Below are 18583 nucleotides of genomic sequence, written 5' to 3'. Positions count from 1 at the left end.
ACTTCTATCAATTATGGAATGATAATTTTTTGAGAAATAAATCTGTTTATCCCAAATCAAATACCATAATGTATTCCTCCTCGTTTTCTTTAACAATACGAAAACCCATTTTTAAGTACATTTCGCAGGCATAATTAGCCTTTTGTACCGAAAGAGAGGCTTTCTTGTAAGCTTCGTTTGCGAGTTTATCCAACAAATATCTAAACAATTTTGTTCCAATTCCTTGACTTCGATATTCCGAATAAAGCGAAATAGAAAGTGAGGGAGTTTGGTCGTCGATATGTCCGTAATCGTTGATAATTCTTGCCCACGCCGCACCAATTATCCGCTCCGAAACTGTCGCTACTACGGCTACGTCACCTTTTTGTGAGCCAAAATCAGCAAAATAGATGCGTAGTTCGGGGTGAAAGACAATGTCACGCGGTGGCGGTGTAACACCTTCGGGTAAAAATATGGCTTCGTACAAAAAATCCTGCAATAACGAATACTCGCTCGGAAACATTTCCCTTATATTTATTACTTCTTCCATAAAAATAAGTATTTTGTTATTTTCCATTTAGAAATAATCATCACGAACGTACATTCACAAAATTTCTAAACAAAACTCATTAAGCACAATGTTATTTTTTATCACAACTATCCGAAACTTTTAAAATAAAAGTTGCCTGAGAATGTCGTATATTTGAAAAATTCCCATTTTTTTTTCAATTATGGCACTCTTCAGGCGAAGCAAAAATACAAATAAACCCGTAATCAGACAAATTTTAGATCTCATTCCTGCGCATATTTTAAGAGCGGAAATCGCTAAACATCAGTCCGATAAGGGAAAGTCTACCTATAAAACTCGCGACCAATTGGTGGCACTAACTTTCGGACAGCTGAATAAATGCTATACGCTATCCGACATAAGTTGCGGATTATCAGTTAGTAGCACTTTCCTAAGCGATCTCCAACTCAAACAAAGTCCCGCAAAATCAACAATGAGTGATGGAAACAAAGTAAGACATTATGGAGTATTTAAAGATTTGTATTCTAGTCTTTTAAAGTATTACAAACACTCTTTAAAAGCCAAACATCAAAGTCATATCATCGATGAAATCCAAAACCACAAAATAAAAATCATTGACAGTACTACCATTAGCCTGTGTTTAAGCCTTTTCAACTGGGCAAAATATCGGACAGCTAAAGGCGGACTCAAAATTCACACCGTTTGGGACGATCAACTTGGATTGCCTGAAATGGTCAATATCACCGAAGCTAAAACACACGATAGCAAAGGATTACAACAAAATATCTATCCGAAAAACACCATCATTGTTGAGGATAGAGGCTATTTTGATTTTAGTTTGATGCTGGGCAGAATCCATTGCCAAAATACTTTTGTTACGCGAATTAAGTCCAACACGCTCTACCAAAGTCTCGAAGAACGAGACCTGCCTGATGAAAAAGACCACGACATCCTCAAAGATGAAATCATCGTTTTGACCTCAAAAAAGGCGGTAGAAAGTGGTATTGATCAAGAGAAATTGCGTTTGGTAAAGGTTTATAAGCAAGATGGCAACAAAACCATAGAAATCATCACCAATAATATGGATTGGACGGCGAGAACCATTGCGGATTTGTACAAAAAACGATGGGATATTGAGTTGTTTTTCAAGGCGATGAAGCAAAATTTACAGATAAAAACTTTTCTTGGAACGAGTGAAAATGCGGTGAAATCACAGATTTATGTATCTTTGATTTGCTATCTTCTGTTGGAGTTGATAAAGCGATTTTATAGCGATAAAAAGACGGCATTTAGTAATTTTTGCGAGAAAATAAGGGTGTGCCTTATGCATTATTTAACCTTGAATTATGTATGCAATGAGCTGAAACCGATTGTAAAAAAAGCAAAAAAACCACCTGAAAACACACTCTTTGACAGAGATAATTCCGCACAACAAACAAGTCTGCCCTTATAAATAAAGGGTTGACAAGGAATTTTATGAGTTTTCAAAAAACTTTCGGACGGCTGTGATTTTTTATCAGTTATGAAGTCATAATTTGCTAAACGATTTTACTTTCTATCTGTTATGAACTCATAATTTGCCAAACGATGTTACTTTCTATCTGTTATGAACTCATAATTTGCTAAAGGACGTTACTTTCTGTCAATTATGAACTCATAATTTGCCAAACGACGTTACTTTCTATTGATTATGAAATGATTATTTAGCACAAGGAAAAGAAACTTATCATTTCCTTATTGATTTAAAATCGCATCAAAACCAGAGAAAACCTCATCGGCTTGATGTAGCACGTCTGCACTTCCAATTCCGATAGCTTTCATTCCTGCCGTTTTGGCCGCTTGAACTCCTGCTTCCGAATCTTCAAAAACCACGCAATCTTCATTTTGCACACCTAATTTTTGAGCTGCAATCACAAAAACTTCGGGGTCGGGTTTGGCTTTGCTAACGTCATTTCCATCAACAATGGCATCAAAATACGAAATGATTCCGAGCTTTTGTAAAATCGGACGGGCATTTTTACTTGCCGAACCCAAAGCAATCCTTATATTTTTTTGCTTTGTCTGTTCCAAAAATGTTTTTACACCAGGTAAGATATCGTTTTCGTTCATTTGAGCTACATAGCTTAAATAATCTTCATTTTTACGTGTTGCTAACTCGTTAAATTTTTCTTCGGAAACAGAAACACCTGCCCAATTCAATATTTTTTGAAGCGAATCAACACGGCTTACGCCCTTAAGCTGTTCGTTGAGTTCGTGTGTAAGTTCAAACCCAAATTCTTGTCCAATTTTCTTCCACGCTATGAAGTGAAATTTTGCTGTATCGACGATAACACCATCTAAATCAAATATGTATGCTTTCATTTTAAGTATAAATTTAAATGTTTTAAAAAACAAGTACCAAGCTGCAAGGATAAAGGATAAAGTAAAAAGGATAAAGTTGCAAGTGCTATCTGCTAATTGCTAATCACTATTTGCTAACCACCAATCCCTATCACCTATTTTCCGTTGCCTACTTTATAGAATCTTTCACTCCAAGAGTCAAAAATCCTGATAAAATCATCGCTACACCTCCTACAACCAACGCATATACAGGTTCGTTATTAAACAAATTGTGTACAAGAACTCCCAAAATTGTTGCGGCAACTATCTGTGGAAGTACAATAAAGAAGTTAAATACGCCCATATAATACCCCATTTTATCCGAAGGCAATGCCCCAGAAAGAATTGCGTACGGCATTGAAAGAATACTCGCCCAAGCAATTCCTACACCAACCATCGAAACGATAAGCATATTTGGGTCACTTATAAAATACACCGAAATAAGCCCTAATCCTCCCAATAACAAACAGATAAAGTGAGTAACCTTACGGCTAGTAGCTTTTGCCAAAACAGGAAGCAAGAATGCCACCAATGCTGCTACCCCATTGTACACAGCGAAAAGCAACGTAACCCAATCTGCCCCTTCGTTGTACAAAGGTGATGAAGTATCCGTAGTTCCGTAGATACGTCCCGTTACCGTTGCCGTAGTGTAAATCCACATTGCAAAAAGCGAAAACCACGAAAAGAACTGAACCAAAGCCAATTGCTTCATCGTTTTGGGCATATAAAGCATATCGGTAGTAATAGAAATAAAGCCATTCTCTTTCACTTTTCTTTTATGGAGATAAGAGGTAAACAAGAACGAAAATCCTAACATTGCCAGTCCGATAGCCAAAATGTACAACTCTTTTTCCATTTTGAAAAAATAAAGAAAAACTGTTGAAATAACCCCCACAACAGCAAAAATTGCTCCGTAAAAGTTTAGTTTTTTTGCTTTTTCTTCGGAAGAAACTTCGTTTTTGTAGGTATTGACATCTTTCTTTTCAAAGGCTTCCAACTCGGCAGGAGAATATTCTTTGGAAGAGAAAACCGTCCATAGTACAGCTACCAGAAAAACGATAGCTCCTGCATAGAATGACCATTTTACCGAATCGGGAATGACCCCTTCGGGAGCTGTATTGCTGATTCCCAGATAATTCGTATAAATATAAGGCAAGGCTGAACCTACCACCGCTCCCACTCCGATGAAGAAACTTTGCATTGCAAATCCAGTAGTACGTTGTTCATCAGGCAAATTATCCCCTACAAAGGCTCGGAAAGGCTCCATTGAAATATTGATGGAGGCGTCCATAATCCAGAGTGTTCCAGCGGCAATCCACAGTGAAGGCGAATTCGGCATAATACACAATGCGATAGAAGAGAGAATCGCACCGATTAAAAAATACGGACGACGGCGACCCAATCGCGTCCACGTTCGGTCGCTCATATATCCAATAATAGGCTGAATAATTAGCCCAGTAACAGGAGCAGCAATCCACAAAATTGGGATATCTTCAACTTTGGCTCCTAACGTTTCAAAAATACGAGATGTATTGGCATTCTGTAAGGCAAACCCAAATTGGATACCCAAAAAACCAAAACTCATATTCCATATTTCCCAAAAACTTAATCTTCGTTTTTCCATTGTGAAAAAAATGTTTACTTATGAAGTTAATTACGGAGATAATTGCAAATTACGAATTTAAAATTACGATTTACGAATATTTCCCGTAATTTGTAATTAATCTCTTACAGAGTCAATTACGAATTTGAAATTACGACTTACGAACATTTCTGGTAATTTGTAATTAACCTCTTACAGAGTCAATTACGAATTTAAAATTACGATTTACGAATATTTCCCGTAATTTGTAATTAACCTCTTACAGAGTCAATTACGAATTTGAAATTACGACTTACGAACATTTCTGGTAATTTGTAATTAACCTCTTACAGAGTCAATTACGAATTTAAAATTACGATTTACGAACATTCCCCGTAATTCGTAATTAATCATCGTAATTTGTAATTAACCTCTTACAGAGTCAATTACGAATTTGAAATTACGATTTACAAACATCTCTCGTAATTCGTAATTAACTCTCGTAATTTGTAATTAAACTCTAATATAGTTTTTTTGAGAAGTATGAATTGTTGAGGCAAATGTAATGTTTTTTTATGGATACACAAAAATAAACCACATTTTTTCTTTCAAAAGTTGTATTTCACTAATGTGCCTATTTTTTTCGTTTAAAAAGAATGATTATTCGGTGTAATTTTTCAGAAAGTATAGCACTACATCTTGTTTATAAAAAGGGAATTTTGGCATTTGATTTTACACGGTTTAATCTTGATATTCTATTTCTATTCCAAAGTTAAAGCATTGTTCACGGATTTTACTATATGGCATCTCTTCCCAAAATTGTAAATCTCTTCTATGAGTTAATTTATATTCTCTAAACAAGGAAGATTTTATTATAGATACTGTTTCAAAACGAGGAGGAGTCATCCTTTTATTTATATAAAATTCAGGCACATAAACTGAAACCATCACACAAATTCCTTCTTTTGGAAATTCAAGAATCACGGACTTATCTACTTCAATTTCAACACGTTCACCAACTCGTTTACCTACCACCCAATCTTCTGTTCGGATTTTTTCATTTGGTAGATTAGCTATTGTATCATAACTCATTAAATTAACACGAAATGGAATATATAGCGTATCTCCTTCTATTTGTTTATCACGAGATTCTAAAATAATTTTTTTTATAAAGGCTTTTTTATTAGGTTTTTCATTTGGTATATATACAGCTTTCGATTCATACACCGTTGGAAGAAATGAATATTCAATGCGATTTGAACCATGTGTGTAAATCAATTGTATATCAGCTTTTTCCATAATTGTATTCAAAAGTGATTTTTCTGGCAACAATGTTTTTCTCTTTCGCTTTTTAGGGCTTGAAACTTCCACTTCACTCAATACAAAGGTATTTTCTTCTAATACGATTTGTTTATTTTCTGGGAGTTCAATCCTTTTTAAGGTTTTTGTTTGAAAAGAAATATGCTGAATTTCTAATTTTTCAAACGGTTTTTGTGGTATATTAAACTTCCCTTTTTCATCTGAATAGGCAAAAAATACATCATCTAAGAATAAATGAGCATAAGAAACAGCAATCCCTTGTTTGTCCAAAAGCGTGTATTCTTGTGAAAAACTGATGTTTACGAAAATTAAAAACAAAAGATAGATTTTTTTCATACGGTTTATTTTTCGGTTTCTATATCCATACAGAAAATGTAAGGTTGTTTTTCCCAACGTACCTTGCTATGGATATTCCTGCTTAGGAATGATTTTTTTCCACCTTTGGAAGGTTCCATTTTTAATGTTGGTACAGGCTCTATTACCGAACCGCTACGGGTGTAATACAAATTTTTGTCATAATATGATTTGTCCAAGGTTTCCAAAACCACATAAATTCCCTCTTTTGGCATTGTGATGTTTTCGTTGCTAATGTCAATAATTGTCCATTTTTTGTTATCTTTCCTACGAATGACCTCACTTTGGAAAATGACTTTATAGGGCAAACTCGTTAGCGTATCCACCGAATGTAAATTGGCTTTAAAAGGTTGATATTTTAATCCTTTAACTCCATTAAAATCAGCTAATCTGTATTTTAATTTTGTGATTTTCTTTCTTTTATTTTTAAAGGTCGCAGGAATGAACGTTACCGCATAGCTATTCATGTTGAGGTTTGTGCTAAACCCAAATGGTAGCCATTCTTTTTTTTCATTGTGAGTTACTGTAACATCGTCCAGTTTGTAAACTTTTCTTTCCAAAAAATATTTCTTTTCTGACACATTTTCGGTTTGAAAATCAATATACCCTAAATGGGTGAAAATCAACTTGGTTTTGGATAAACTACTTGGAATCTGCAAGTTAAAATATCCATTTTCATCGGTTTTGGTGGTGGCGATGTTTTTTCCATCGACTTGAAGCAATACATAAGTATCGGCTATTGGTTGCCCATTTTTCTTGTCCAACACTTGAGTTTGAGCGTTAATATTTGGAAAAATAGCGATTAGAAAAATTGTTAATATATATTTCATTGTTAAACTTCTTATTTTTACTTATTCCAACAATTCCTCCAACTCTTTTTGAATTTCTTGTGAATCAGGTTGTGGAGCGTTTTTGTGTACTAACTTTCCTTGTTTGTCGAAAAGCAAATAACGTGGTATGGAACGCAGATTCAACTCTTTATAAAAATTTGCTTTTGGATAATTCACTGCAAACAGATTATTTCCGTCTATTGCCAATTGTTCTTGGGCTACTGCTTTTTGCCATTTGTCAAAATCTGTGTCAATGGAAATATAAACAAAAACCACTTTATCACCATATTTGTGATGCAATTTTTTAGAAAAAGGCATTTGTTTTCGACAGGGGATACACCAACTCGCCCAAAAATCCACGTACACTACTTTCCCTTGATTGGCTTCTAAAAGTTTAGATAGAGTGGTTGTTTGTTTTTGATAATCAATGAAATGTATGTTATTTTTATCTGTAATTAACTCATCAAAATCAAGTAAAAAACTCTTTTTTAATTCTGTGATTAGCAACGAATCTTTTGTGACCTTATTGAATTTATCCAATCGAAGTTTAATGTCAGTAAATGAGGTTTTATGTTGCATATTTTTTAAAGACTCATAAAGCAAAAACTCTTTTACGTTTTCTCCGTAGAAATTAGAATCGTAAACCGCATCAAACATAGACAAAGGTTCATAGAACACCTCATAATCACTTGATGTGAGTTTAATGGTAAATTTCTTTGCTGTAAAAGATTTTACATAAGATTGGTAAGCTCTAATTCCTATAATTGAATCGTGTTTTAGATGACTTTCATCATTGATGTCAATATTTTTTGTTTTATGTGAATAGAAATAAGACAATTTTCTTGCATCATAAATAAAAGAGGTTACCAGATTTTGAGCAAATAAAGAATCTAATTTTCGTTCGTTTTCTACTAAGCGTAAACTATCCTTTAAGTGATTTGCTTTTCTTTGTTGTTTATCATTTGAAAACATTACTTGTATGTCAATAGAATCTTTAACATAAATCGGTTCTATATCACCTTGTAAGGCATTTTTGCTTTGATAATATTCCTTGATGTTACGTAAATCTGAAAAATCAACAACAAGTGTATCTCCTGCTTTTAAGTAATAGGTATTACTTATAAAAGGTGAATGTGTTACCTTAGCAATCATTACTTTACTTTCGTTAGTTATTGATATTGTATCTGAATTACCTTTAAAATTTGTATATTTTTGCCTGATAAATGAATTAGGATTAATCACTTCAACAGGAGCATCCAAAGTCAATGTGTAATGGTATTTACTAAAATAATATTTTTCTGTTGGATGAAATTTTTTTAGAATTAAAACTGAACTATTTGTTTTAATTTGTTCCGCAATGGAATTGTTTTGATCACTACAAGAAATTAATATTATTAACGAAATAAATACAATAAATTTTTTCATAAATATAAATTTTAGGAAAAAGCTATTTATATTTTTTTGAGTTCCATACTTAACTACATATCAAATTTCTATGATAGACAGGCTCGGTGTCAATCATTCGTTTGATGAGGTTGTTGAATATATTATTTTTGGATTCAGAACGATTAATTTGGTATGAAAATTCAGTCAAATATCTACTCATATTGAAATCTGAAACTCGACAATAAATCGTTCTCAACCAACTTTTTACTTGGTGTATTATGGTATGTAAAATAGGGAAATTCTTCCCTTTATTACTCGGTATTTGTTTGATATTGAAATCTTTAATAGGTCTGTAACCTTTCCAATCATCAGTGGTTACTTGGGCTGATTTGTCAATATATTTATTAAAAATAGTTCGCAATAATTTAGCAGAATAATCTTCTATTTTGTTGGTATATAATCGTTTAACCTTTCTGTCATCGGTCAGTTCGATCCCACAAACTATCTTCTTTTTCTTTGAGTCGTAGCTTTGTCCTTGTTTGCCTTCTTCTTTTCCTCCACTTGAACTTTACCTTTCATTTTATGTAATTCATTGGATTTCATCGCTTCACGAACTTTGTGCATAAACAATTGAGCCGTATCTTCGGTAATTGCGTAACGAACAGACATTTGTAAGACAGTGGTTGCACGCATTTGACTTCGTCGAATCTTCGATTTCAAAACAAATAAAAAAGCATTACGAAGTCCGAATTTTACTTTGTGAAAAAGTGTTCCTGCCGTAGGGCTTTCTGTATCAGAACAAATGTTACAAGTTCTTGAAAAATCCTTACGAATTTAGCTTTTTGTATGCCCACATCTGCGACATACGAAGCCTTTTTCTCACTTGCAATGAGCTAAATATTTTTCACAATCCAAGTCAGTTTTGAAGCGTTAAGGGAATTCTAAAAGATTTTGACCTTTAAAAATTTCCATAACTAACTGATTTTATCAGTTACAAAAATATGAAAATATAGAGGAACTCAAAAAGTTTTTTTCAAAAAACCTTAAATTTGATTGTCTAACAAACATTTCAAATTAAAAAGCGAAATCCTTGTTGAGTTTATTTTGAGAAAATAAAAACAAAATATTTCCATAAAAAACATCTGATTTTACTGACTTTTGTCAGTAAATTTCGAAAAGTTATCCACACTCCATCGTTTTCGTTTCGGTTTATTTCGTCAAGAAATTTTTCGTAACAAAAAAAGTTGTAGTTTTACAGCCGAGAAGTAAAAATTGTTATATAAAATCGTTTAACTATTAAAGAAATATTTATGAAATCGTTAAAACTACGTATTTTGCTTTTGTTTCTTTTCGTTTCTGTAGGGATGTATGCTCAACAAATCGTAAAAGGAACTGTCAAAGACGCAACCACAGGCGATCCGCTGTTGGGAGTTACGGTAGTCGTTAAAGGGACTTCACGTGGAACAGCTACCGACTTTGACGGAAATTATGAATTGAAAGCCGATCGTGGCGAAGTATTGGTCTTCTCCTCCATAGGTTTTAGAAGTCGAGAAATTACCGTGAACGGAACTGTTTTAAACGTAACGCTCCAAGAAGATGCTCAACAACTCGATGACGTTGTAGTTATTGGTTACGGTGTTGCTAAGAAAAAAGATGTTACCGGTTCGGTAAATTTGGTAAATGAGAAAGATTTTAACAAAGCACCGGCGGTAAATGCCGATCAATTGTTGCAGGGTAAAGTAGCAGGAGTACAGATGACCTCAGCAGGGGGTGCTGTAGGTGAGGGGCAAACCATCCGTGTACGTGGTAATGGTTCGTTATCCTTATCTTCAAATCCGCTTATTGTAATTGATGGCGTACCTATGAATGACGGAGGCGTTGGAGGGTCACGTAGTATTTTTAATTTGGTAAACCCTGAAGATATCGAAAGTATGACGGTACTTAAAGACGCTTCATCAACAGCTATTTTCGGATCACGTGCTGCCAATGGGGTAATTATGATTACCACCAAAAAAGGAAGAGCAGGGCAGGACATGAAAATCAGTTTCAATACGAGCTTATCTTTACAAAACGTAAGTGATTATGTAGATGTGATGAGCGCTTCTCAGTACAGAGACCTCATTACAAGCACCGGAAAAGCCAATCTGATAGCTCGTTTAGGAACGGCTGATACCCATTGGCAAAAACAAATCTATCAGACAGCACCAATGAGTAACAGCACATTGAGTGTTTCGGCAGGTGGGGTAGTGCCTTACCGTGTTTCTGTTGGGCATTCGTATGCCGATGGTGTACTTCGTACCGATAACTTCCAACGTACTACTGCCAAAGTAACATTGACACCAAGTTTGTTGGACAATCACCTAAAATTAGAGCTGAATGCTAACGGAACATTTATGAAAAACCGCTTTGCTGAAAAGGGTGCTATTGGTGCAGCCGTAGGCTATGACCCAACCAAACCGGTTTATGACCCAACTTCACGTTATGCAGGTTATAGTGCGTGGTCAGACTCGGTAACAGGGCTTCTCGGAGGTTTAGCCCCGCTTAACCCAATGGCGATGTTATTCCTTACTGATGACAACTCCAAAGTGTATAACTTCATCGGAAATTTAAAAGCCGATTACAAATTACCTTTCTTTCCTGAGGTAATCGCTACGGTGAATGTAGGGTTAGACCACAGTAATGGTAAAGGAGATAGAATTATCGACCCTCGTTATCCCAATTCGTCAAGCAACTTTGCAGGAAATCACAAAGTGTATGAGAGTAAAGCCACTAACAAATTGTTCGATGCTTACGTAAATTATAACAAAGACATCAACGACCATAGTTTTGGGTTGATGGCAGGGCATTCATATCAATCATTTGAATTTGATGACGATGAAATGTTGTATGAAACCTTTGTAAATCCGGGGGATAATAAAGAAACACCAAAAATTGATAAAAGCAAAAACGTGTTGATGTCTTTCTTTGGTCGTGCCAATTACAGCTACAAAGATAAATATTTGCTCACAGCAACACTTCGTGCTGATGCCTCATCTAAATTAGCAAAAGAGCATCGTTGGGGATATTTCCCATCGGTAGCATTGGCGTGGAACATCGCTAATGAGAATTTCCTAAAAGAAAATGAAGCGGTTAATGAGTTGAAATTACGTTTAGGATATGGTGAAGTGGGTAACGTTAACGGATTAGGAGATTATATTTTCTTAACCAACTATACACGTAGTACAAACGGAGCATCGTATCAGTTTGGAAATAAATTCTACCAAACCTACCGACCAAGTGTAGTAAACACCGACTTGCGTTGGGAAATCGGTAATACGATCAATGCAGGTATTGATTTTGGTTTTTGGCAAAATCGCTTAACAGGAACTATTGATGTATATCGTAAACTGACCAAAGATTTGATTGCACCAAGCACTGTGGATGCCTTCACCAATTTCAGTAACGAAGTAAATGCTAATATTGGTAATATGGAAAACCGAGGAATTGAATTGGGCATTGGTTACACTCCTTTCCGTACCGATGATTTCCGTTGGACAATCAATTACAATGTTGCCTACAACGAAAATACATTGAAGAAACTTCCGAAAGTAGAAGACGTTGGAGGTGTCTCAGGAGGAACTGATAATGAAGTTCAACGCCACCAAGAGGGGCAAACTCCATTTGCATTCTTCGTATTCCAACAAGTGTACGATGCTAATGGTAAGCCTATTGAAAACGTATTCGTTGATAGAAACAGCGATGGAGTTATCAATAACGACGACCGCTACTTGTACAAATCACCATTTGCTCCTGTAACAATGGGATTAACGATGGATTTCAACTACAAAAATTGGGATTTGAACATTATTACACGTGCCAATATCGGTAACTATGTGTACAACAACACGCAATCTTCTTTAAGTCAGTTTGAAACAGCTGTTGATGGACAGTACTTGCGTAACTTAATATCAAATTATAACGACACCAAGTTCACAAAACTTAGCGGATTGGGTGTAATAAGTGATTATTTTGTAGAGAATGCCTCCTTCTTTAAGTTGGATAACATTACTTTAGGGTACACATTCCCAACTACAAAATACAATATTCGCCTGTACGGAACAATGCAAAATGTATTGACGCTTACTAAGTACAAAGGCTTAGACCCTGAGGTATTTGGAGGAATTGATAATAATTTCTATCCTCGTCCGAAAACCTATTTGGTAGGTTTGAGCGTGAATTTTTAGTCAAAATACAACGAATAAAATTTTTGAAAAATGAAAAGATATACCACATATAAGATATTCGGATTAGCTTTAGCCTTGTCGCTAACGGGCTGTATGAAAGACCTTGATCAGTCGCCTATTGACCCCGATAGCTTTACACAAGTGCAAGTGTTTGCCAATCCAACAGAAGCCAAAAGTGCTTTGGCTAAGGTCTATGCTTCCTATGCCTTAACCGGACAACAAGGACCTAATGGGCAGGGTGACGTAGCAGGAATTGATGAAGGATACTCACAATTTACGCGTCTTTACTTCGCTGCTCAAGAGCTTACCACAGAAACCGCCGTAGTAGGGTGGGCTGACCAAACCATTAAGGATTTTCATCACCTAAGTTGGTCAAGCTCGGATGTGTTTATCACAGGATTGTACAACCGTTTGGGGCAACAAATCTCTTTTGCTAACTCATTCATTTCCAATGCAGAAGCCTTAGGAACAGATGCCGAGATAAAAACATTCATCGCTGAGGCTCGTTTTTTGCGTGCGTATTCTTACTATTGCTTGATGGACCTATTCGGCAATGTGCCGTTAGCAACCAAAGTGCAAGCAACTTTACCCACGCAAAGCAACCGTAAGGAAATATTCCAATTTGTAGAAAGTGAGTTGAAAGCCATTGAAAGTGAGTTAAAATCAGCAAAATCCAATGAGTACGGACGTGTGGATGCTGCCGCTGCACAAGCGCTACTGAGCCGTTTGTATCTGAATGCAAAAACGTGGGTAGGCACCGAGCGTTATGCTGATTGTGTGGCGTATGCCGAAAAAGTAATCAACTCAGGATATGCCTTGCATAATGATTACAGACAATTGTTTATGGCAGATAATGATACCAACGGAGCTCAAAACGAATTTATTTTTGTGTTGAACTACGATGGCATCCAAGCCAATACGTGGGGAGGTGTTACTAACTTGTTGCTTGGGTCTATCGGAGGCTCAATGAAACCGGAGAATTACGGAGTTGTCGAGGGTTGGTACGGATACAGAACAACCAAAGAATTTGTATCTAAATTCGAGACCAAAACTACCAATGCTAACGGAGAGCCAACAGCGTGGAACGACCAACGAGCAATGTTTTATACCGATGGACAGTCCTACGAAATCAACAATATTAGTGAATTCACCGAAGGCTATGCACTGCCTAAGTTTACCAATCGTACTTCAAAAGGAGGCAAAGGAAAAGACCCGTCAGGGAAACACCCTGATACAGATTTGCCTATCATTCGTTTGGCAGAGATTTATTTGAACTATGCTGAGGCTGTAGTACGTAGCGGAGGTGGAAGCAAAGCAACTGCGGTAGGTTATGTAAATCAACTACGCACACGTGCAGGAGCAACCCCTATTACCGAAGCAGAACTTACCGCCGATTTTATCTTAGATGAACGTGCTCGTGAGTTGTATTGGGAAGGATTGCGTCGTACTGATTTGATTCGCTACGGAAAATTCACCACAGCCGACTATCTATGGACATTCAAAGGAGGAGCCATCACAGGGGTAGGTACAAGTGAGCACAGAAATATCTTCCCCATACCGGCAAGTGTACTATTGGCAAATCCGAACTTAAAACAAAACACGGGATATTAATTGTAAAAATAAATGGGTATGAAAAATATATTCAAAGCAGGGACATTATTCGGGCTGCTATTTGTCGCCACATCGTGTGAGAAAGATGAAGAGAAAGCGGTGCTTAATGCCGAAGCTAAAATAGAAATGAGTTTGTCTGCCAATACGTTGGCTTTGGACAAAGAGAAAGGAAGTGAAACAGCACTTAGCGTTTCGTGGGAAACGCAACAGCTGAACCTAAATTTAGGGCATTCGTACAGCATTTTGTTGGAAAGCAACGGAAAAAGCAAAGAGGTATCCGTAACCAAATCGCCATATAGTTTTTCTCACGTTGAACTTAACAAAATTTTACTTGCTAACTTAGAGCTTGCCGCAGGAACAGAGGCAGAAGTAAAAGTAACGCTTAAAGATGCCATTAGTAATACGTATAGTATTCCTACCCAAGCAAAAACGATTAAAATAACACCTTATGCTGACCTTATCGAGCCCACTGAATGGGGTATTGTAGGACACGCAACACCTAATGGGTGGGATGGTCCCGATCTTCCATTTTGGAAAAACCCGACCAATAGCAATGAAAGGATAGCTTATGTGGCTTTGAAAGACGGCGAAATCAAATTCCGTAAAAACAATGCTTGGGCAGAAAATTATGGTGATGACGGGAAAAATGGAAGTCTTGAAAACGGAGGGGCTAACATTCCTGTTACTGCAGGGATATACAAAATCGTTTGGAACATTAACGAAAACACCTACACCATTGAGAAATATACGTGGGGAATTATTGGACACGGAGCCAAAGGATGGGGAGATAACGATGATATTCCATTAGAATATGACGGAACTACCAATACTTGGAAGAAAACAGTTACCCTTGTCAATGGTGAAATAAAATTTCGCTTGAATAATGCTTGGGATACTAACTACGGAGATGATAAAGCTGATGGCGTATTAGAAGCCGGAGGGGCTAACATTCCCGTTACCGCAGGAACATATACCATTACGGTTGATTTCTCAGTAACACCGCCTACATATTCCATCAAATAGGTTTTATAATGACAAACTTCGACTCTTAGGCTAAGCAATTTTGTTAATACGCAGGGCAGAGAGTCGAAGTTTTTTTATACGATGAGGAAGAGGTAATATGTTAAAAATCAGGTAAATGTTTGCTTTGTGTTTTAAAAATATGTAACTTCGGGGTCTGTATGTAATGTTTATGTCTTTCTAAATCCTGAGATTTTATCTTTTTGTAAGGATACAAATCTATAAAATCAGACAGATTTGCATTTTTGTAAGGGTACAAAAGCACAAAATCGGTGGGTTTTACTCTGTTGTAAGCCAACAAGGGTATAAAATCGGGCAGATTTCCACTTTTGTAAGGGTGCAAAAACATAAAATCGGTGGGTTTTGTACTATTGTAATAAATAAAAAGAGAAAAATTACTTTAAAAAGAACAGAAGTAGAAGACAAATTATATAAACTTACCTATAAACATCAAGTAAAAACATAAAAAAATATAAAAATATGATTTCGAAGCATAATTTATCAAGAGTTCGCCTGATGGAATTTGCCCAAGTGATGGCGAATGTAAAAAACTTTTTAGAGAAAGAAGACCTTGCTAATTTGGAACTTACGGCTATTAAAACGGATTTTGACCGAGATTTTAATGCCTTTGAAGCCTCGTTAAAGCCCGTACGAAAGAGCGAGTACACGCAACGAATCACCGAATTGGACAATCAGCGCGATATACTACTGATGGGCTACATTGGGCATTGTAAGTTATTTGTAAATTTTCCGGTGAAAGAGAAAGCTGAAGCTGCTAAAAAATTGGTGCTAATCAACGAAAAATATGGTAAATCACCACAGAAGCAATCCTTCCGTGAAGAAACGGCTATCATTCGTAATCTGCTCGATGATTTAGCCGCTACTCAAGTAAAAGCTATGGTAACGCTCATCGGAGCCGAGCAATGGATTGAGCAACTTGCACAAGTTAATGAAGCCTTTGCTTCACTTCACACCGACCGCACCCAAGAGCAAGGAGCCGTTGAGGTGGGCAAAACTCAAACCACTCGCGCCCAAATGCAAACAACATTTACCAAACTTATTACTCTAATCAATGGTTTGACCATCGTAAAAGGAATACAAGCATATCAAAATTTGGTAAATTCTATCAACGAAGAGATAAAAAAAGTAACTCAATAGTCAAGGGAAAAGTTTCAAGTTTCAAGAATCAAGGATAAAGTTAAAAGGATAAAGGATAAAGTTTCAAGTTCCAAGTTTCAAGAAACAAGGAAAAAGTAACAAGGGGCAAGAACCGTAATTCGTAATTTGTAACTCGTAATTCGTAATTTGTAACTCGTAATTCGTAATTTGTAACTCGTAATTCGTAATTGATTTCATACTTATGAAAAAAAATATTTTAACAATAGTTTTCGTTAGTCTGCTACTGTTTCAATGCGGTAAAAAGGATAATAACGATGCTCCCACACCGCCACAGGAGGTTACTCCGCTGAATCTCTCGGCAATGGATAACGGCAATCGGGTAATGATGCAGACTTTTTATTGGGATGTAGAACCTCGTGGCGATTGGTGGAATTTGACAGCTACCAAACTCACCGATTGGAAAGCTAATGGTGTAAACCGAATTTGGTTGCCACCTGCCACCAAGGGGCAATCAGGAGGGTATTCAATGGGGTATGACCCGTCGGATTACTTTGATTTTGGCGAATATAACCAACACGGCACCGTAGAGACCCGTTTTGGCTCGCGTGCCGAATTGGAAAATCTAATAAAAAAAGCCCACGACAACGGCTTAGAAGTTATTGCCGATGTTGTTTTAGGGCATAATTCCGGTGGTGGATTGGAATACAACGTTACACGAGGCAAAGAAACCTATACTATGTTCAACGAGCAACACGGCAATGCTTCGGGAAAATTCAACCGCAGTCATTTGGACTTCCATCCGAATGATTACCATTGTTGTGATGAAGCTGCTGATTTCTTTTCAGAACAAGACCTCTGCCATCATAAGGAATATGTACAGAATTGGCTTTGGAAATCGGATGAGTCTGTAGCCAAATATTACAAAAACACAATGAAATTTGACGGATGGCGTTTCGATTATGTCAAAAGTTTTGGCGCTTGGGTAGTAAAAGATTGGATGGCTTCGGTAGGAGGTTTTGCCGTAGGAGAATATTGGGACGGCGACGCTCAAAAGCTCAAAAATTGGGTAGATGAAAGCGGAGGGGTCCCGGCTTTTGACTTTGCATGTTTCTATAAATTGGAACAGGCTTTGGACAAAAATGATATGCGACACTTAATGGGCAACCAAATGCTTCGAACCATCTATCCGGATAAGGCGGTTACTTTCGTTGCTAATCACGATACCGAGAAAGACAAAAATCTTGATAATATAATCAGTAAAGAACGAAAACTTTTGGCGTATGCCTATATGCTGACCCATAGCGGCTATCCAACTATTTTTATTTCGGATTACGAAAATGATGAGTTCAAAGCTAAAATACAGAATCTGTTACTCATTCACCGTAGTTTAGCCGTAGGCGAGGAGAAATTCTATTTGGCTTCCGATACCGAATTTATTGATTTTCGTTTAGGCGATGAAAACAGCCCCGGATTGATGCTTTTCCTCAACAGTGGAAATGCCCCTGCTACGCGTACCATTCCTACACATTGGAAAAACAAAACTTTGATAGATTATACCCAACAGAGTGCCACACGTCCTGTCACCGATGCTAACGGAAAGGTAACCATCACGGTGGGAGCAAATAGCTATGGGGTTTGGTCAACATCAAATTAATTACAAATTTTAAATTACGAATTACGAAAGTTAGAGCCGTAATTCGTAATTGGTTCTCGTAATTCGTAATTGGTTCTCGTAATTCGTAATTGGTTCCGTAATTCGTAATTGGTTCCGTAATTCGTAATTAATTCTCGTAATTCGTAATTGACTCTCGTAATTCGTAATTGGTTCTCGTAATTCGTAATTAATTTTAAGTGTTAAGATGAGGAAAGACAATATCATTCAAGAGAAAACATTTGCTTTTGCAGTTCGGATTGTGAATGTATATCGTTATATAGTTTCAGAGTATAACGAACGGGTTTTGTCGAAGCAGTTGCTGAGGTGTGGCACATCAATTGGGGCAAATGTTGAAGAAGCTATTGGAGCACAATCGGATAAAGATTTTTTATCAAAAATAAGCATTGCTTATAAAGAAACTCGAGAAACGATATATTGGCTACGATTATTAGAAGCAACCGATTTTCTCACAGAAGAACAAAGTATCAGTTTACTAAACGACGCCAAAGAAATAGCTAAAATCATTGGAAAAATACAAATAACAATCAAAAATAAACTAAAAACATAATAATGAATTGCGAATTTTAAATTACGATT

Annotated in this window: 14 protein-coding genes and 1 pseudogene; 7 read left to right on the top strand and 8 right to left on the bottom strand. The window is 36.5% G+C overall.

All coding sequences use genetic code 11. From position 1 onward, the window contains the following. Positions 1-46: 46 nt before the first annotated feature. Positions 47-529 carry a GNAT family N-acetyltransferase gene (locus CGC52_RS05755; protein ID WP_172913907.1) on the bottom strand — a complete coding sequence of 161 codons (483 nt, stop codon included), beginning with the start codon at positions 527-529 and terminating at the stop codon, positions 47-49. Between the two features lie 181 nt (positions 530-710). On the opposite strand from CGC52_RS05755, the gene CGC52_RS05750 reads away from it, so the two are divergent. Further along, positions 711-1961 (top strand): IS4 family transposase, encoded by a 1251-nt coding sequence (locus tag CGC52_RS05750; protein ID WP_095893404.1) that lies wholly within the window; start codon positions 711-713, stop codon positions 1959-1961. A 281-nt stretch (positions 1962-2242) separates the two neighbouring features. On the opposite strand, the gene pgmB is transcribed toward CGC52_RS05750, so the two are convergent. The 6 genes and pseudogenes from pgmB to CGC52_RS05720 form a co-directional block, all read right to left on the bottom strand. Further along, positions 2243-2869 (bottom strand): beta-phosphoglucomutase, encoded by a 627-nt coding sequence (pgmB, locus tag CGC52_RS05745; protein ID WP_095893704.1) that lies wholly within the window; start codon positions 2867-2869, stop codon positions 2243-2245. A 148-nt stretch (positions 2870-3017) separates the two neighbouring features. Further along, entirely contained in the window at positions 3018-4511 is a 1494-nt protein-coding gene (locus tag CGC52_RS05740) for an MFS transporter (protein WP_041913695.1), read from the bottom strand. A 699-nt stretch (positions 4512-5210) separates the two neighbouring features. Then, on the bottom strand, positions 5211-6125 hold the full coding sequence (locus tag CGC52_RS05735; RefSeq protein ID WP_095893703.1) for a hypothetical protein: 915 nt from the start codon (positions 6123-6125) through the stop codon (positions 5211-5213). A 5-nt stretch (positions 6126-6130) separates the two neighbouring features. After that, positions 6131-6973 carry a hypothetical protein gene (locus CGC52_RS05730; RefSeq protein ID WP_095893702.1) on the bottom strand — a complete coding sequence of 281 codons (843 nt, stop codon included), beginning with the start codon at positions 6971-6973 and terminating at the stop codon, positions 6131-6133. Positions 6974-6994: 21 nt separating this feature from the next. Beyond that, on the bottom strand, positions 6995-8398 hold the full coding sequence (locus CGC52_RS05725) for a TlpA disulfide reductase family protein (RefSeq protein WP_095893701.1): 1404 nt from the start codon (positions 8396-8398) through the stop codon (positions 6995-6997). Positions 8399-8447: 49 nt separating this feature from the next. Beyond that, positions 8448-9274 (bottom strand): annotated as a pseudogene (locus CGC52_RS05720) (IS1595 family transposase). Positions 9275-9669: 395 nt separating this feature from the next. Here CGC52_RS05720 and CGC52_RS05715 point away from each other — a divergent pair. Genes CGC52_RS05715 through CGC52_RS05705 form a run of 3 tightly spaced genes read left to right on the top strand, consistent with a single transcriptional unit; the run spans position 9670 to position 15216 of the window. Then, positions 9670-12582 (top strand): TonB-dependent receptor, encoded by a 2913-nt coding sequence (locus CGC52_RS05715; protein ID WP_095893700.1) that lies wholly within the window; start codon positions 9670-9672, stop codon positions 12580-12582. Between the two features lie 30 nt (positions 12583-12612). After that, the gene (locus tag CGC52_RS05710; RefSeq protein ID WP_095893699.1) at positions 12613-14193 is read left to right on the top strand and encodes a RagB/SusD family nutrient uptake outer membrane protein; all 1581 of its coding nucleotides are present in this window, start codon (positions 12613-12615) and stop codon (positions 14191-14193) included. An 18-nt stretch (positions 14194-14211) separates the two neighbouring features. Next, positions 14212-15216, top strand: coding sequence for a SusE domain-containing protein (locus CGC52_RS05705; protein ID WP_095894471.1), 1005 nt, complete (start codon positions 14212-14214; stop codon positions 15214-15216). Between the two features lie 100 nt (positions 15217-15316). Here the strand turns inward: CGC52_RS05705 and CGC52_RS05700 are convergent, their stop codons facing one another. Further along, positions 15317-15562 (bottom strand): hypothetical protein, encoded by a 246-nt coding sequence (locus CGC52_RS05700; RefSeq protein ID WP_095893698.1) that lies wholly within the window; start codon positions 15560-15562, stop codon positions 15317-15319. Between the two features lie 131 nt (positions 15563-15693). Between CGC52_RS05700 and CGC52_RS05695 the strand changes: the two genes are divergently transcribed. The 3 genes from CGC52_RS05695 to CGC52_RS05685 all read left to right on the top strand — a co-directional run bounded on the left by CGC52_RS05695 (position 15694) and on the right by CGC52_RS05685 (position 18554). Beyond that, entirely contained in the window at positions 15694-16371 is a 678-nt protein-coding gene (locus CGC52_RS05695) for a DUF6261 family protein (RefSeq protein ID WP_232745154.1), read from the top strand. 202 nt (positions 16372-16573) lie between these two features. Beyond that, a complete protein-coding gene (locus CGC52_RS05690) occupies positions 16574-17986 on the top strand; it encodes an alpha-amylase (RefSeq protein WP_095893696.1) in 1413 nt (470 codons plus the stop codon). 205 nt (positions 17987-18191) lie between these two features. After that, a complete protein-coding gene (locus CGC52_RS05685; RefSeq protein ID WP_013998321.1) occupies positions 18192-18554 on the top strand; it encodes a four helix bundle protein in 363 nt (120 codons plus the stop codon). Positions 18555-18583 lie beyond the last annotated feature (29 nt).

Source organism: Capnocytophaga sp. H2931 (assembly GCF_002302535.1).
Taxonomy (GTDB): domain Bacteria; phylum Bacteroidota; class Bacteroidia; order Flavobacteriales; family Flavobacteriaceae; genus Capnocytophaga; species Capnocytophaga canis.
This window is presented reverse-complemented; position numbering and strand designations above follow the sequence as displayed.

Coding starts and splice junctions, on each gene's coding strand:
- CGC52_RS05755 (WP_172913907.1), bottom strand. CDS start 529: ATGGAAGAAGTAATAAATATAAGGGAAATGTTTCCGAGCGAGTATTCG.
- CGC52_RS05750 (WP_095893404.1), top strand. CDS start 711: ATGGCACTCTTCAGGCGAAGCAAAAATACAAATAAACCCGTAATCAGA.
- pgmB (WP_095893704.1), bottom strand. CDS start 2,869: ATGAAAGCATACATATTTGATTTAGATGGTGTTATCGTCGATACAGCA.
- CGC52_RS05740 (WP_041913695.1), bottom strand. CDS start 4,511: ATGGAAAAACGAAGATTAAGTTTTTGGGAAATATGGAATATGAGTTTT.
- CGC52_RS05735 (WP_095893703.1), bottom strand. CDS start 6,125: ATGAAAAAAATCTATCTTTTGTTTTTAATTTTCGTAAACATCAGTTTT.
- CGC52_RS05730 (WP_095893702.1), bottom strand. CDS start 6,973: ATGAAATATATATTAACAATTTTTCTAATCGCTATTTTTCCAAATATT.
- CGC52_RS05725 (WP_095893701.1), bottom strand. CDS start 8,398: ATGAAAAAATTTATTGTATTTATTTCGTTAATAATATTAATTTCTTGT.
- CGC52_RS05715 (WP_095893700.1), top strand. CDS start 9,670: ATGAAATCGTTAAAACTACGTATTTTGCTTTTGTTTCTTTTCGTTTCT.
- CGC52_RS05710 (WP_095893699.1), top strand. CDS start 12,613: ATGAAAAGATATACCACATATAAGATATTCGGATTAGCTTTAGCCTTG.
- CGC52_RS05705 (WP_095894471.1), top strand. CDS start 14,212: ATGAAAAATATATTCAAAGCAGGGACATTATTCGGGCTGCTATTTGTC.
- CGC52_RS05700 (WP_095893698.1), bottom strand. CDS start 15,562: ATGTTTTTGCACCCTTACAAAAGTGGAAATCTGCCCGATTTTATACCC.
- CGC52_RS05695 (WP_232745154.1), top strand. CDS start 15,694: ATGATTTCGAAGCATAATTTATCAAGAGTTCGCCTGATGGAATTTGCC.
- CGC52_RS05690 (WP_095893696.1), top strand. CDS start 16,574: ATGAAAAAAAATATTTTAACAATAGTTTTCGTTAGTCTGCTACTGTTT.
- CGC52_RS05685 (WP_013998321.1), top strand. CDS start 18,192: ATGAGGAAAGACAATATCATTCAAGAGAAAACATTTGCTTTTGCAGTT.